The 14,513-nt window shown below is 68.3% G+C and carries 16 protein-coding genes; 3 read left to right on the top strand and 13 right to left on the bottom strand.

The window, feature by feature from the left end:
• Positions 1-125 precede the first annotated feature (125 nt).
• Together ACYPYD_RS24425 and lipB are read right to left on the bottom strand one after the other, a co-directional pair.
• Positions 126-452, bottom strand: coding sequence for a hypothetical protein (locus tag ACYPYD_RS24425; protein ID WP_459666019.1), 327 nt, complete (start codon positions 450-452; stop codon positions 126-128).
• Complete coding sequence (gene lipB / locus ACYPYD_RS24420; RefSeq protein WP_008832758.1) at positions 453-1,133, bottom strand: lipoyl(octanoyl) transferase LipB; 681 nt, start codon at positions 1,131-1,133, stop codon at positions 453-455.
• Positions 1,134-1,216: 83 nt separating this feature from the next.
• On the opposite strand from lipB, the gene ACYPYD_RS24415 reads away from it, so the two are divergent.
• The gene (locus ACYPYD_RS24415) at positions 1,217-2,029 is read left to right on the top strand and encodes a glycerophosphoryl diester phosphodiesterase membrane domain-containing protein (protein WP_036526378.1); all 813 of its coding nucleotides are present in this window, start codon (positions 1,217-1,219) and stop codon (positions 2,027-2,029) included.
• Between the two features lie 136 nt (positions 2,030-2,165).
• On the opposite strand, the gene ACYPYD_RS24410 is transcribed toward ACYPYD_RS24415, so the two are convergent.
• The 6 genes from ACYPYD_RS24410 to ACYPYD_RS24385 all read right to left on the bottom strand — a co-directional run bounded on the left by ACYPYD_RS24410 (position 2,166) and on the right by ACYPYD_RS24385 (position 7,420).
• Positions 2,166-2,798 (bottom strand): class I SAM-dependent methyltransferase, encoded by a 633-nt coding sequence (locus tag ACYPYD_RS24410; RefSeq protein WP_008832590.1) that lies wholly within the window; start codon positions 2,796-2,798, stop codon positions 2,166-2,168.
• Between the two features lie 117 nt (positions 2,799-2,915).
• Complete coding sequence (locus ACYPYD_RS24405; protein ID WP_036526376.1) at positions 2,916-3,260, bottom strand: arsenate reductase family protein; 345 nt, start codon at positions 3,258-3,260, stop codon at positions 2,916-2,918.
• Positions 3,257-3,796: a (2Fe-2S)-binding protein gene (locus ACYPYD_RS24400; protein ID WP_459666017.1), complete on the bottom strand. Its 540-nt coding sequence runs from the start codon at positions 3,794-3,796 to the stop codon at positions 3,257-3,259. Before ACYPYD_RS24400 ends, ACYPYD_RS24405 begins: the two co-directional genes overlap by 4 nt.
• A 1-nt stretch (position 3,797) precedes the next feature.
• Positions 3,798-4,532 (bottom strand): metallophosphoesterase family protein, encoded by a 735-nt coding sequence (locus tag ACYPYD_RS24395; RefSeq protein WP_036526374.1) that lies wholly within the window; start codon positions 4,530-4,532, stop codon positions 3,798-3,800.
• A 26-nt stretch (positions 4,533-4,558) separates the two neighbouring features.
• Positions 4,559-6,604, bottom strand: a complete 2,046-nt coding sequence (locus ACYPYD_RS24390) for a TonB-dependent receptor (RefSeq protein ID WP_459666016.1) — start codon at positions 6,602-6,604, stop codon at positions 4,559-4,561.
• Positions 6,605-6,727: 123 nt separating this feature from the next.
• Complete coding sequence (locus ACYPYD_RS24385; RefSeq protein ID WP_036526371.1) at positions 6,728-7,420, bottom strand: fumarylacetoacetate hydrolase family protein; 693 nt, start codon at positions 7,418-7,420, stop codon at positions 6,728-6,730.
• 160 nt (positions 7,421-7,580) lie between these two features.
• On the opposite strand from ACYPYD_RS24385, the gene ACYPYD_RS24380 reads away from it, so the two are divergent.
• Complete coding sequence (locus ACYPYD_RS24380) at positions 7,581-8,090, top strand: YqgE/AlgH family protein (RefSeq protein WP_008832596.1); 510 nt, start codon at positions 7,581-7,583, stop codon at positions 8,088-8,090.
• On the opposite strand, the gene ACYPYD_RS24375 is transcribed toward ACYPYD_RS24380, so the two are convergent.
• The 5 genes from ACYPYD_RS24375 to ACYPYD_RS24355 all read right to left on the bottom strand — a co-directional run bounded on the left by ACYPYD_RS24375 (position 8,087) and on the right by ACYPYD_RS24355 (position 12,448).
• Complete coding sequence (locus tag ACYPYD_RS24375; protein ID WP_008832597.1) at positions 8,087-8,641, bottom strand: nucleotidyltransferase family protein; 555 nt, start codon at positions 8,639-8,641, stop codon at positions 8,087-8,089. The genes ACYPYD_RS24380 and ACYPYD_RS24375 overlap by 4 nt on opposite strands.
• A complete protein-coding gene (locus ACYPYD_RS24370) occupies positions 8,638-9,663 on the bottom strand; it encodes an XdhC family protein (RefSeq protein ID WP_051586868.1) in 1,026 nt (341 codons plus the stop codon). Before ACYPYD_RS24370 ends, ACYPYD_RS24375 begins: the two co-directional genes overlap by 4 nt.
• Positions 9,663-10,280, bottom strand: coding sequence for a TetR/AcrR family transcriptional regulator (locus ACYPYD_RS24365; RefSeq protein WP_008832599.1), 618 nt, complete (start codon positions 10,278-10,280; stop codon positions 9,663-9,665). The genes ACYPYD_RS24370 and ACYPYD_RS24365 overlap by 1 nt, the downstream gene beginning before the upstream one ends.
• Positions 10,281-10,357: 77 nt before the next feature.
• A complete protein-coding gene (locus ACYPYD_RS24360; RefSeq protein ID WP_036526369.1) occupies positions 10,358-11,074 on the bottom strand; it encodes a murein L,D-transpeptidase catalytic domain-containing protein in 717 nt (238 codons plus the stop codon).
• A gap of 129 nt (positions 11,075-11,203) precedes the next feature.
• Entirely contained in the window at positions 11,204-12,448 is a 1,245-nt protein-coding gene (locus tag ACYPYD_RS24355) for a polyhydroxyalkanoate depolymerase (RefSeq protein ID WP_036526367.1), read from the bottom strand.
• A 256-nt stretch (positions 12,449-12,704) separates the two neighbouring features.
• Between ACYPYD_RS24355 and ACYPYD_RS24350 the strand changes: the two genes are divergently transcribed.
• Entirely contained in the window at positions 12,705-14,492 is a 1,788-nt protein-coding gene (locus tag ACYPYD_RS24350) for an ABC transporter transmembrane domain-containing protein (RefSeq protein ID WP_459666014.1), read from the top strand.
• Positions 14,493-14,513 lie beyond the last annotated feature (21 nt).

The raw sequence follows: 14,513 nt of genomic DNA, 5'->3' as shown, positions 1-14,513 counted from the left end.
CTCCCCGTCGCGAAGCGATGGGGAGGGGGACCGCTCGCGGAGCGAGTGGTGGAGGGGGTAGAAACCTCTCCGTCAGCCCTGCGGGCTGCCACCTCCCCATTGCTTCGCAACAGGGAGGATTTTGCCTAAAGCTGCGTCGGCGTCGCGGAAGGTGCCGGAGGCGGCGGGGCTTCGATCACCGTCGCGGGCTCGTCGCCCTCGACCACATCATCCGCCACTTCCGATGGCGGAACCGCAGGGCCGCCCGCGCGCGGGAGGCCGAGCCCGGCGTTCGGGTCGACAAGCGAGGCCTGCGACTTCACCGTATCGTAAGGCAGCATGTCGTCGCTGACCGAGCGCGGCAGCAGTTCGCCGCCCGCCGCCGCCTTGGGCTGGTCGTCCGCCTTCTTGCTGCAGCCGCCGAGCGCCAGCGCCGTCAGGGTAACGGGCAGGATCAGGTGCGCGGACTTCATTTACGCGGTCTCCGGTGCGGAAGGCGGGCAGGGGCTTTCCAGTGAGGCGAGGAAAGCCGGGGCGCGTGCGATCAGCGCGGCGTCGAAGGCGGCGAGGTTCACGTCCTTGCCGAGTCGCTTGAGGCTGGTGACGCCGAATTCCTCGATGCCGCAAGGCACGATGCCGGTGAAATGCGAAAGGTCGGGCGCGACGTTCACCGAGAAGCCGTGCATCGTCACCCACTTGCGGATGCGAACGCCGATCGCGCCGATCTTCGCCTCGCGCCCATCGACGTCGGTGGTCCAGATGCCGATGCGACCTTCGGAGCGGAAGGTCTCGACGCCGAAATCGCGCAAGGTCTCGATAACCCAGCCTTCGAGGCCGTGGACGAAGCCGCGCGCGTCGCGGGCGCGCTTCTTGAGGTCGAGCAACACATAGCCGATGCGCTGGCCGGGGCCGTGGTAGGTATAGCGCCCGCCGCGTCCGGCCTCGACCACCTCGAAGCGAGGGTCGAGCAGTTCGGCGACGGCGGCGCTGGTGCCGGCGGTGTAGACCGGCGGATGCTCCAGCAGCCAGACCAGTTCGCGCGCCTCTCCGGCGGCGATGGCTGCGTTGCGGGCGGTCATCTCCTCCAGCGCCTCGCGGTAGGGCACCGGATCGGCGGAGATGCGCAGTTCAATATCACCGGGTAGCGAAGTCATGCCGCGTTGCGTGGCGTCATTCCATGCGGTTATCAAGTGCAAACGCGCCAACCGGCGTCTATGGCGAGATCATGGAACCCTTGATGAAGTTCGACAGCAGCCGGGCCTGGAGCCAGGCGTCCCAGGCCGTTTCCGCCAACCGCGAGGTCGTGCTGGCGCTGGCCGGGGTGTTCTTTCTCCTGCCGCAGCTGATGTTCTCGATCTTTTTCCCGCCGCCGGAGACCGGCGCGGGAATGAACGAGACGCAGATGATGACCATGCTGCGCACCTACTATCTCTCGGTGGCGCCGGTGCTGATTCCGATGGCGCTGTTCCAGGCGTTGGGCTCGCTTTCGTTGCTGTGCCTGCTCGACAGCGACCGGCGACCGACCGTGGGCGGGGCGATCCGCGACGGGCTGAAGGGCGTGGTGCCTTATCTGCTCGCGCAGATCCTCACCGGCATGGCGCTGGCGCTGATCGCGCTCGTGGTTGCGGGGCTGCTGGGCGTCGTCGGAGGCGTCGTCGGCGGGGTGATCGGGCTGGCCATCGTGCTGCTCTTCGCCATCGTCGTGGGCGTGCGCCTGTCGGTGGCGGCGCCGGTGATCGCGGTGGAGAACGTGTTCAACCCGGTCGCGGCACTGGTGCGCTCGTGGAAGCTGACCAAGGGCAATACCGCGCGGCTGCTGGGCTTCTACGCGCTGCTCGCGGCGGCCATGATCGTGCTGCTGATCTTCGGCAACGTTCTGACGATACCGATCACGCTGCTCGCTCCGGCCGAAGTCGCACGCTTCGTCGCGGCGGCGGTGGAGGCGGTGCTGGCGACGGTAATGGCGGTGTATTTCGTGGCGGTGATCGCGCAGGTCCATCGCCAGCTGGCGGGGCCTTCGGCGGAAGCGCAGGCGGACCTCTTCGGGTAACGCCTTATCCTCCCTGTCGCGCAGCGATGGGGAGGTGGCGGCCCGTCAGGGCTGACGGAGGGGGCTTCTCCCCTCCACCACCGACTGCGTCGGCGGTGCCCCTCCCCATCGCTTCGCGACAGGGAGGATTTTCAGGTCAATCCTCGTCCTTCCAGCCCCACCACATGAAGCAGGGCGGGACGTTGATCGGTTCGATCGCGTCGTCGATGCGCTTGAAGTGCGGGGCCATGTAGCTGCGCGCCTTGGGGCGGAACTGGTAGACCAGGAACGCGCCGCCCTTGCGGATCACGCGGTAGGTGGCCGAGGCGATGGCGGGCGCCACGCCCTTGGGCAGGGTCGAGAACGGCAGGCCCGACAGGACGTAGTCCGCCTTTTCGTGCCCGTGCGCGCGCACGATCTCCTCGACGTCCGCCGCCGAGCCGTTGACCGCGACGAAGCGGCTGTCGCTGATCGTGCGGCGCAGGTAGTCGATGAACATCGGGTTGGTGTCGATGACGATCAGCATGCCGTCGCGCGGCAGGCGGTCGAGCACCGGCTGGCAGAAGGTCCCGACGCCGGGGCCGTACTCGACGAACAGCTTCGTGTTCGCCCAGTCCACCTTCGACAGCATGCGGTTGATGGTGAAGCGCGAGGACGGGACGATCGAGCCGACCATCACGGGGTTGCGGATGAAACCTTCGAGGAACACGCCCCAAGGCCCCATGCCCTGCTTGATCTTCTGCCTGATCCGGTGGGCCAAAGGCTGTCGGGCAAGCTCGGTGCTGGTCATGCTGAGGAAGGCTCTCGCAATATTGTCATGTCACGGATTTGCCATGCGGTGGCAGATTGTCCCTGCCAATGCAAGGCGATGGCGCGTTGCCGGAACGCGCCGGATGGGGAAACCGGGTCAGAGAATCTGGTGAACCGTTTCCTGTGGGCGACAAAGCCGCACGCCCTTGTCGGTCTCGACCAGCGGGCGCTCGATCAGGATCGGGTCGGTGGCCATCGCGGCGAGGACGGCGGCGTCGTCCGCTTGCGGCAGGCCCCGCTCCTCGGCATCGGTGCCGCGGATGCGCAGGCCCTGCTGCGGGCTGATCCCGGCGTCGCGGTAGAGCTGCGCCAGCTTTTCAGCGCTCGGCGGGGTCTTGAGGTATTCGATCACCGTAACCTCGACGCCCGGCGTTTCCTCGAGGATCGCCAGCGTCTTGCGGGAGGTGCCGCACTTGGGGTTGTGCCAGATGGTGGCTCTCATGGGGTCTGTCCTTTCGTGTCCGGGACCATCGCCGGAATTCTGCCGGAGCCGCTGGGGACCGGCGCGGCGTCGATCTTCTCTTCGCGGCGGGCGACGGCGGCGGCGCGCTGGATGGCGCGCACGAGCCGGGGCTGGACGCCGCAGCGGCACAAGTTCGGGATCGCCGCCTTGACCTCGGCCTCGCTTGGATTGGCGTTGCGGGCGAGGAGGGCGGCGGCGCTCATCACGATACCGGGCGTGCAGAACCCGCACTGAACCGCCTGCTCGGCCACCATCGCCTGCTGCACCGGATGCGAGCGGTCGCGCGACAGGCCCTCGACGGTGACGACGAAGCGGCCCTCGCACTCGGCAAGCGTGATGAGGCACGAGCGCAGCGCGGCACCGTCGACCATGACGGTGCAGGCATGGCAATCGCCCACGCCGCAGCCGTACTTGGTGCCGGTGAGGTTGGCCGCATCGCGCAGCGCCCACAGCAGCGGCGTGCGCGGGTCCATCTCGAACTGGACGGGGCGGTCGTTGACGGTGAAGCGGGTCATCTCAGGCGTATCCCGTGGCCAGCGCGCGCGCCCAGTCCTCGCGCCCGCCCTCGGCAGCGCGGCGGGCGGCGGCGGTCCAGTCGTAAGCGACGGCGAGCAGCTCCGCTTCCCAGCCATCCGGCCCGCGCTCGACCACGGCATAGCGCGCCTCGGGCGAACCCGATTCGATGACGTAGGGATGCGGTTGGTCGTCGGCGAAGGCGGGCAGGCCGACCGAACCGGGGTTCACCACCAGCCGCCCGTCATCGAGGCGCATCGCCCGTTGCTTGTGCGAGTGGCCGCAGAGCACCAGCGGGGCGTCGATCCCGCCCAGCCGCTCGGCGATCTCGTTTGGAGTGGCGGCGCGACAGCCGGTGGGCTCGACCGTTTCCAGCAGGAATTCCAGATCGTCGTGCGGGGAGCCGTGGCAGGCGTAGAGGTCGCTCTCCAGCCACATGTCCACCGGCAGCGAGGCCAGCCATTCGCGGTGGCGCGGCTGCAGCACGGCATCGGTGGCGGTGTCGGAAAGGTTCATCTCGGCGCGCGATTGTTCGAGCAGCTGGCGCTCGTGGTTGCCCCGGATCGTCTCAAGCCCGAGTGCCATCAGCCGCTCCGCCGTGCCTACGCTCTCGAGCGGGCCGCTGAGGATGTCGCCGAGGTTGACGACCCGGCGCACCCCGCGCGCGGCGGCATCCGCCAGCACCGCGTCGAGCGCGCCGAGGTTGCCGTGAATGTCGGAGATCACCGCGATGGCCATACCCTCGCGGTGCCTCACTCGCAGCTTCAGTGCAAGCCCAGCTTGAACCCCGCCCACAAGGTGCGCGGCTGGCCCAGATCCATCGAGCCGCCCGCATTGCGCGTCACGATCGTCTCGTCGGTCAGGTTTTCGGCGCGCAGGACCAGCGAGGCAAAGCGCGTGATCGGCACTTGCGCGTAAAGGTCCAGCGTCGTCGCGGCGGGCAGGGTGTCGACCTGAAGGTCGTCCTCGTACTGCGCACCGGTGCGGCGCAGGGTAGCAGCAAGGCGCCAGCCGTCGGCGGGTGCCCATGCCACCGTCCCGCTGGCCGCGAGCTTGGGCACCTGCGCCGGGCGCATGCCGTCGAGCGCGATCTGCGCAGCGGTCGCCTTCACCTTGGAATCGGTCCACGACAGCGAGCCGGAGACATCGACCTGGCCCAGCTTAAGGTCGGCGCTTGCCTCGATCCCGCGCGCGTGGATCGAATCGACGTTCTGCCGCTCGCGCACGGTGGAGGACAAAGTGACGTTGGCGATGGCGTCCTTGAGGTAGTTGTCGAAGGCCGTGAGCGACAGGTTCAGCGTCTCGGAGGGGTGGAAGTCCACGCCCGCCTCGTAGCCGCGCAGGCGCTCGGGCTTGAGGCCGGGATTGGCATTGGTGGTGATCGGGAACACCACGAAGGGCCGGTACAGCTCGTTCAGCGTCGGCAGGCGCAGTCCGGTATAGGCGGCGGCGCGCAGCGACACGGCGGTGCCGGCATTCCACACGATCCCGCCGCGCCCGTTGGCGTTCCAGCCGTCGCGGTCGGCGTAGCGGGTGTCCTGCGTCACCACGCCCGCGGGGTTCACCTGATGGTAGTAGCCGTCGGTGATGGTCCAGCGGTCGAGGCGGCCGCCAGCGGTCAGCACGAACTGGCCGATGGTCCAGTCGTCCTCGATATAGAAGCCGAGGTCGGACTGCCGCCCGCCCGCCTTGCGGTGCGCGGTGGCGAGGCCGGTGACGGCGCTATAGGGCGCTTCCACAAGGTTCCCGCGCGAGAGCTTCACGTCGGTGCCGATGCGCAGCACGTGGTTTTCGCCCACCGGCGGGCGCAGTTCGGCCTTGCCGCCGACCGCCAGCGTCGGCGTCTTGGCCTGATCGAGCGTCTTCCTGTAGCTCGTCGAGCTGATGACGATGTTCGAGAAGTCCTGCGCCTGCACGAAGCCCAGCACGTCGAATTGCCAGTCGCCCCGGCCCACGAAGCGCAGCGAGCCCTGCTGGCCCGAGGACGTCGAATCCGCGCCCTTGAAGCGCAGCGTGCGCGCATCGTCATAGACGAGGCCCGATGCCTGAACCTCGATGGTGTCGGTCAGCGGCGCGACGGCGCGCAGCGAGCCCGACAGGCTTTCATACTTCGCGCGCGCGGTGGCGGCGACGCGCTGGTCCTTCGGCGTGGTCCAGAAGCCCTGGCCGCGATCCCACTGCACGCCCGCCACGACGAAGCCTTCGCCAAGGCGCGGCGCCACCGTGAGCGAGCCTTGCGTCTCGCCCCGGTTGTTGACCAGCGCCTCCGCGCTTACCGGGCCGAGTTCGTCAGGGCTCGCGCTTTCCATCTCGATCGTGCCGGAGACCGCGCCCGTGCCGAACGCGCCCATACCGCCGCCGCGCGTCACCCGCACGGAGCCGAGGCGGTCGGGGGTGAGGGCGCTCAGTGGAATATAGCCGAAGAACGGGTTCGCCACCGGCACGCCGTCCAGCAGCACTTGCGCGCGGCTCGATGCATTGCCGCCCAGTGCACGCAGGGTCACGCCCTGGTTCGAGGGGTTGGACGATCGGCTGTCGGAGCGGCGGAACTGCTGGAATCCGGCGACAGAGGCCAGCACATCCTCGATCCGGCCCGAGGCACTGGAAACCAGCTTGTCGCGGGCGATCGTCTGGACGTCGTAGGCGGGCGTCGCCGGACCTTCCGAAAGCCCGCGCCCGGTGACGACGATGGGCTCGCGCGGGGCGGCGTCATCGTCCTCGGCCAGCGCGGGATGCGCGAGCGCGACGAGGGGCAGGGCGAGCAGCGACCGGCCCACGGATGGCAAAATGCGACGTCGAATCGTTGTCATGTTCTTCCGGCTTTTAGGCATCGTTCTCCGCCCGGGTATGTCCAGCAACGCGCGGCGGCTGACAAGACGGACAAGAAGCAGGCGACCCAAGGGATAATCCCCCCCCGATTGGGGGAAGGAACGTCATTCCGCCTGGGCGATCTCTAGCCGCAGCGGGGTCAGGCCATCGATCGTGCCTTCCAGCACGTCGCCCACCGCCACTGGCCCGACGCCGGCCGGGGTGCCGGTATAGATCAGGTCGCCGGGCGCGAGGTGGTAGAGGCGCGAGAGGTCGGCGATCAGCTCGGGGATCGACCAGATCATGTCCGAGAGCACGCCGTCCTGCCTGACCGCGCCGCCCTGCGTCAGTGCGATGCGCTGGCCTTCAGGCGTGAACGCAACGGCGGGCGTGATCGGCGCGATAACCGCGCCATTCTCGAAGTCCTTGCCGGTGTCCCAGGGATAACCCTTGGCCTTGGATGCGTTCTGCAGGTCGCGCCGGGTCATGTCGAGGCCGCAGGCATAGCCGTAGACCACCTCCATTGCCCCCTCGGGGGCGATCCGGAACGCGGGGGCGCCGATGGCGACGACCAGTTCCATCTCGTAGTGGCAGCTTTCGGTGCCCGGCGGATAGGGGATCGCCCCGCCGTCGAGGCACAGCGCTGCGGGCGCCTTGTTGAACCAGATCGGCGCCTCGCGGTCGACTGCGTTGCCCAGTTCCAGCGCGTGCGCGGCATAATTGCGCCCGACGCAGAAGATGCGGCGCACCGGATAGGCGGCCGCTTCGCCGACGACGGGCACGGCGGGGGCGACGGGAAGGTCGAAAAGCAGGGTCACGGGGCTGGGTTCTCCTTTGTGCCGGGGCATAGGCCGCTCCGTCGCATCGGGAAAGCGCTCTCTCGGATACGGGGGTTGTAGTCGGCGCAAGGGGGCATAGAGTGGGCGGGTGACGACGCAGCAGTATCTTGCAGGCCGCATCCTATTGGCAATGCCGGGGATGTTCGACCCGCGCTTCGAGCGCTCGGTCAACGTATTATGCGTGCATGACGAGGACGGCGCGCTCGGCGTCGGCATCGGCCATGTGCGTGAAGGCGTGCGTTTCCACGACGTGCTGGAGGAACTGGGCCTCGACCCGGGCGTCTCGCCCAACCGCGAGATCATGCACGGCGGCCCGGTTGAACCGGGGCGCGGCTTCATTCTGCACTCGACCGACTGGGGCGGCAGCGACACTATCGAGGTCGCGCCGCTTTGCGGGCTGTCCGCCTCGATGGACGTGCTGCGCGCGATCGCGGCGGGGCAGGGGCCGTCGCAGTGGATCATGGCGCTGGGCTACGCCGGATGGGGCGCGGGCCAACTGGAGGGCGAGATGCGGCACCACGGATGGTACGCCGCAGAGGGCCACCGCGAAGTCCTGTTCGAAACGCCGCCGGAGGGGCGCTGGTCCGCGACATGGCGGGCGGAAGGGATCGATCCCGCGCTGCTTTCGAACGAGACGGGGCGGGCTTAGGCCCCTTCGAGATCGCCCGGGCGGTCCACGTCGAAGTGGATCGCGGGCGAGGAGACCTCGACTCTCACCACGTCATCGCGGCTGCGCAGCAGGCGTCCCGCGCCCTCGTCTCCGGTGAGCGCGGCGATGGCGGGGAAGGCGGCGGGGGACAGCAGGACCGGATGGCCGGGCTTGCCCCCGTGGCAGGGCATCGCGGCATAGGCATCGCCGATCGCGGAGGCGAGTGTCGGTGCGACTTCTGCGGGAATGCGCGGCATGTCACCGAGGAAAACGAAGGCGGCCTTTGCCTCTCCGGCCGCCGCGATGCCGGCCTTCAGTGTCTCGGACAAGGCATCGCTCTCCAGCCGCAGTGTCTCCACCGCAGGCGTGCCGGGCCATTCGCCCGTATCGAGCCCGGGCCGCGCGACGACGATCACTCGCTCGACAGGTGCGGCGCGGGCGATGCGGATCGCGTGATGGAGCAGGGGCTCGCCATCGAGCCGGGCGGAGAGCTTGTCGCTGCCGAATCGGGTCGAGCGCCCGGCTGCGAGCACCAGTGCGACCGCGCTCAAGCCCGTTCCCGCGCCGGGTTCAGCGCCTGCATGATTTCGGCGATGATGCCGGTGGCGACTTCCCAGGGCGACTTGCCCAGCCCGGGGACGCCCGGCGAAAGCTGCAGCCGCGCCAGTTCCTCCGCGCTCGCGCCTGCCGCTTCCAGCGCGCCGAGGCGTTGGGCCGCGCGCGATTTCGCGCCGATCATGCCGACATAGCCCGCTCCGCCGCGCAGTGCGGCAAGGCAGCCGCCGAGGTCGTGGTGATCCTCATGCGTGGCGCCGAGGTAGGCAGTCCAGCGATCGACCTTCAGGTGGGCGAGGGCGTCTGCAGGCTCTTCGCGCAAGTAACGCGAGACGGGGAAGGGCGGCGGCGCATGCGGGCCGCCGGGGCGCAGCAGGATCGTGTCGAACTGCGCCATCGCCCCGAGCTTCGCGGCGGCGAGCGCGCCGGGATCGCCGCCCGAGACGATCAGGCGGCGCGGCGGATCGTATCGGCGGGCGATGCGGAACGGGTCTTCGTGAAGCGCGAGCAACGGGCCGTGGTCCTCGCGCGCCTCTTGCGTTTCGCCGTCGCTCGCCCAGAGGCAGGTGCGGCGCTCGGCGGCGTGGTCCAGCAGCGCGGCGGCGGCGGGCGAATCCGGCGCGATCCGTTCCAGCAACACGTGCAGCGCGCCGCCGCAGCGCAGGCGAAGGTCGATCCAGGGGCTGCCCATGCCGTAATGCAACCGCTTCGGCTTGCCGTCGGCAAGCACTTGCGCGGCGTGGTTGGCGACGTCGCCCTCGATGCAGTCGCCCGAGAAATAGCCGGTCGCCGCCACGTGCCCGCCGGCCCCTGCCGCGAACAGCATCTGCGCACCGGGACCGCGCGGGGCGCTGCCCGCGACCTTGTAGAGTGTCGCCAGCGCCACCGGACGGCCTGCCGCGAGGGCCGCGCGCAAAGCGGGGCGCACGTCGTCGATCCAGCCGAACTCGGGCCAGTCCGCGTCCTCGATCATGCCGCTGAGGGCAGGGTTAAGGACAGGGTCTTCGGTCAGCGTCATCACGCGCGCGCCGCCTGGCGCTCCACAGTGTCGCCGATCAGCGGGGCGATGACCAGACGGTGCAGGATCGTCGCCACTTCCTCGGGGCTGCGGGTGGAGGCAGGCTTGTCCCCGCCCTGCGCCAGCCACCACGCAAGGATGTCGATGGTCGCGCCGGTGCCGTGAATGGTCCCGAGGTCAGAGGGCAGCCAAGGGTGGTGCGACTGAGCGCTTTTCGCAAGGCCCAGCGCCTGGCGGATGAACTCCTCACGTACGATGCCCGCTGCACCGCCGGTCAGCAGTGCTGACCACAGCATCGCGTGCTCGTGGACATGGCGGCAGACTTCCAGCGTCGATTCGTAGCTGTTGGCGGCGTAGAGAATCGGAATCGTGCGGCCGAGCAGATCCTCGATCTCGTGCGCGGCGACGTCGGCCAGCAGCGCTTCCTTGGTCGGATAATGTCGGAAGAAAGTGGCGTACCCGGTCCCGGCGCGGGCGCTGATCTCGCGGATCGTCAGTTGGTCGAACGGCTTGATTTCAAGCAGCGCCAGCAACGCCGAGGTCAGCGCCTGCCGCGAGCGGACCTGTCGTGCATCGGTGGGAGCCTCGCGCTTGAGGCCGGTCAGGCTGGTGTCCATGATACGATGCGTATCATTGCGACGGAGGCGTGTCTAACCGCAGGCGCCGTGAGACAGTCGCAACGCGGCGTTGAGATTCATCCTTCGCCGATGCGATCCGCGAACAGCAGGCGACCGCCGGAAAGGTGCCAGAGCGCTTCGTTGAAATCGTTGTCGCTCATGGCGAAGCAGCCCTCGCTGCGACCGAGCTTGCCCCACTTGTCGATCATCGAGGAGCCGACGTACCAAGCCGGATGCATGACGATCGCGCGCGGCAGCGCCATCGAATTGTCGTTGTCCAGACCCATCAGACGGATCGAGGTGCCGTACTTGCCCTTGTACCACTCGGCGGTGAGGTAGGCACCGCGCGAGGTCGCTTCCGAGCCGGGAACGTTGGAAAAGCTCTGCAGCCAGCCGCTGTGTGCCGGGTCGGAACCGCGCCCGTGCGCGACGAGGAACGAGCGCATCGTCCCGTTTTCCAGATTGGCGAAGTGGAGGCGCGGTTTCCACGAAGGCTGCGCAAAATCGACGATTCCGACCACGTCGGCGCGCCACAGATGATTGCGCACGCGCCCGGCCTGCTTCGACGCGACGTCGAGTACACGGCGCTCGTAAAGCGATAGTCCAGTGGGCGATGCGGGAACCGATGTCAGGCTGCTTGGAAAGGCACCGGCGAGCGGCGCAAGAGCCTCACCGGGCGCGGTCGAATCGGGAAGGACACCTTCGGAGGCGAAAGCCCGCGCGGGCAAAGCCAGACCGATGCCGGCGACAAGCCCGCCCTTCAGTATTTTCCTTCGACTATGTGCGCGATCCATAGTGGCGGTAATACCACAATCGGTCCCGGTGATCCACCATCTCGTCGCGCGATCGGCGCTGGGCGGGAGCGTTCCGCCGCAAAAAACGTTTGACGGGGCCGCGACTTAGGCGCGACCCCACCACAAAAATCAGGCAACCACCTTGAGCGCCTTGCGCTGGTGCTGGGCGATCCAGTCCTCCAGAACCGGGGCGATTCGCGTCCGCCACTTGCTGCCGTTGAAGATGCCGTAGTGGCCCACCTCGGCGGCGAGGTAGTACTTCTTGCGCTTCTCGGGCAGGTGGCTGGCAAGGTGCAGCGCGGCGCGGGTCTGGCCGATGCCGGAGATGTCGTCCCTCTCGCCCTCGATCGCCAGCAGCGCCGTGTCGCGGATGCCGGACAGGTCGATCCGCTCGCCGCGATGGACGAACTCGCCCTTGGGCAGCGAGTGGTTCTGGAACACGTGTTCGATCGTCTGCAGGTAGAATTCCGAGGTCATGTCGCAGACCGCGCGATATTCGTCGTAGAACGCCTTGGTGGCATCGGCGCTGTCACCGTCGCCCGCGACCATGTGCTTGAACATGCCGTAGTGGCTCATCATGTGGCTGCCGAGGTTCATCGCCATGAACCCGGCAAGCTGCAGGAAGCCCGGATAGACGCGGCGGCCGCCGCCCGGATAGGTCGCCGGAACTGTGGCGATGACGTTCTGCTGGAACCACGAAAGCGGCTGCTGCATCGCCACGTCATTGACGCTGGTGGGCGCCTCGCGCGTGTCGATCGGGCCGCCCATCATGGTGAGAGTGGCGGGACGGCAGGGGTGCTCCTTGGCGCCCATGATCGCGGCGGCGGCGTAGGCCGGAACCGAGGGCTGGCACACCGCGAGGACGTGGGTGCCGGGGCCGATGTGTTCGAGGAAAGAAATGACGTAATCGATGTAGTCGTCGAGATCGAAGCGCCCGGCGCTCATCGGCACCAGCTTCGCGTCGGCCCAGTCGGTGATGTAGACTTCGGCGCTTTCCACCATGCGCGCGACGGTGCCGCGCAGCAGGGTGGCATAGTGGCCGCTCATCGGTGCGACGATCAGGAGCTTGGGCGCGTCCTTGCCGAGTCCGGGATGCTCGAATCGAAGCAGGTTGCCGAACGGCTTGTGGAGCACGATCGATTCGGTGACCGGCTGGATCTTGCCGTCGACGGTCACGGTCTCGATGTCGAACGAGGGCTTTCCGCGGGGGGAAGCGGCGTGCGCGAAGACGTCCAGTGCGGAGGCCATGACCGGGCCGAGACCCGAATAACCGAATGGAAGCGAGGGGTTGGTCAGCAGTTCGGCGCCAACCGACGCCCATGCGGCAGCGCTGCTCATCATGGCGCGCTGCAACTCGTAGGCATTGTAGAGCAAGTCGATTCTCCTGGCCGTTTCGGGGGCGAACGCGGCCTGTGTGCGGGGGTCTTACCTCATGATTAGGGAACTAGAGGTTACCGTTGCAACGCGGCAATTCCGATTTCAGGCAGGTGATCTTCGCAAGAGAGACACGTTTCGCCGCGAATCGGACGTTGTGGTCATGGCTACAAGGAAGCCTTTTCCTCCGCTTCGCTAGGCTGTAAGGCGCGGCGCCATGGATGGGACGCAAGGCAATGCCCCGGGGCAAGAGACCATGATCGAAGAGCCGAAGCGGCCCCGCCGCAGTCTCGGCCCGCTGCGCATGGTCTGGCGCGAGATGCTCAAGTATCCGGGCCGGATGGCCACGGCGGGCGGGGCGTTGATCACGACGGCGACCTCGACGCTGGCGATCCCTTATGGCTTCCGGCAGATCATCGACAAGGGCTTCGCGCAAGGCGCCGACCCGAACGCGATCCGCTCGTGGTTCCTGATGCTGATGGGCGTGGTCGTGGTGCTGGCCGTTGCCACCGCGATCCGGTTCTACTCGGTCTCGTGGCTGGGCGAGCGCGTCGTCGGCGACATCCGCCTGCGCGTGCAGCGTCACCTGCTGACTTTGGCGCCCAGCTTCTTCGAGGAGAACAGCCCCAAGGAAATCTCCTCGCGCATGACCGCCGACACCGCGATCATCGAGCAGATCGTGGGCACCACCGTCTCGGTCGCGCTGCGTAACGCGATCATGGCGCTGGGCGGGGTGATCTATCTCTTCGCGCTGGAGCCGGGGCTGACGGCGTGGCTGGTCATCGCCATTCCGGTGGTGATCCTGCCGATCGCCGCCTTCGGTCGCAAGCTGCGTGCCGTCTCGCGATCCAGCCAGGACCGCGTGGCAGACATCGGCGCGCTGACTGCCGAAGTGCTGGGCGCATTGAAGGTCGTGCAGGCGTTCAACCAGGAAGGCCGCGAGCAGGGCCGCTTCGCCGCCGCCGTGGAGCGCACGTTCGACACCGGCCGTCACCGCATCATGATCCGCGCGATCATGACGGCGGTGATCATGTTCCTGATCTTCGGCTCGATCACCATGATCATGTGGCGCGGCGCGATCGGCGTGGCCGAGGGCTCCATCACCGGCGGCACCATCGCCGCCTTCGTGGTGACGGCGGGCATCGTCGCGGGCGCGTTCGGCTCGCTCACCGAAGTCTACGGCGATCTCGTGCGCGGCGCGGGTGCGGCCAGCCGCCTCGCTGAACTGCTGAGCGAACATCCGACGATCGCCCCTCCGGCGCGCGCTCTGGTGCTGCCGAGCCCGGCGCGCGGCAAGCTGGCGTTCGAGCGCGTGACCTTCCGCTACCCCTCGCGGCCCGAACTTCCGGCGCTGCACGACTTCAATCTGACCATCGAGCCGGGCGAGACCGTCGCTATCGTCGGCCCCTCGGGCGCGGGCAAGTCGACGCTGTTCCAGCTGGCCGAGCGGTTCTACGATCCGCAGGGCGGCGCCATCAAGATCGACGGCGTGCCGCTCGCCTCCGCCGACCCGGCCGAGATTCGCGCGCGCATCGCTCTGGTCCCGCAGGAAGGCGTGCTGTTCGCCGCCTCCGCGCGTGACAATCTGCGCTACGGCAATTGGCACGCCGATGACGAGGCGATCTGGCAGGCGGCCCGCGCGGCCAACGCCGAAGGTTTCCTGCGCGCGCTGCCGCAGGGCCTCGACACGTTCCTCGGCGAAGACGGTGCGCGCCTTTCGGGCGGCCAGCGCCAGCGCATCGCCATCGCCCGCGCGCTGCTGCGCGACGCGCCGATCCTGCTGCTCGACGAAGCTACCAGCGCGCTCGACGCCGAGAGCGAGCGGCTGGTGCAGGACGCGGTCGAGACGCTGATGGCGCAGCGCACCACGCTGGTCATCGCTCACCGCCTCGCCACCGTGCGCAAGGCGGACCGCATCGTCGTGATGGACGGCGGCCGTATCGTCGAGCAGGGCACGCATGAAAGCCTGAGCGGGCAGGGCGGCCTCTATGCGCGGCTGGCCTCGCTACAGTTCGACACCGTCGTCGCCGGGCCGCTGGGTTGACATAGCTTTGGCCGGGGCCTC

It is taken from the genome of Novosphingobium sp. 11B (assembly GCF_054589055.1).
This window is presented reverse-complemented; position numbering and strand designations above follow the sequence as displayed.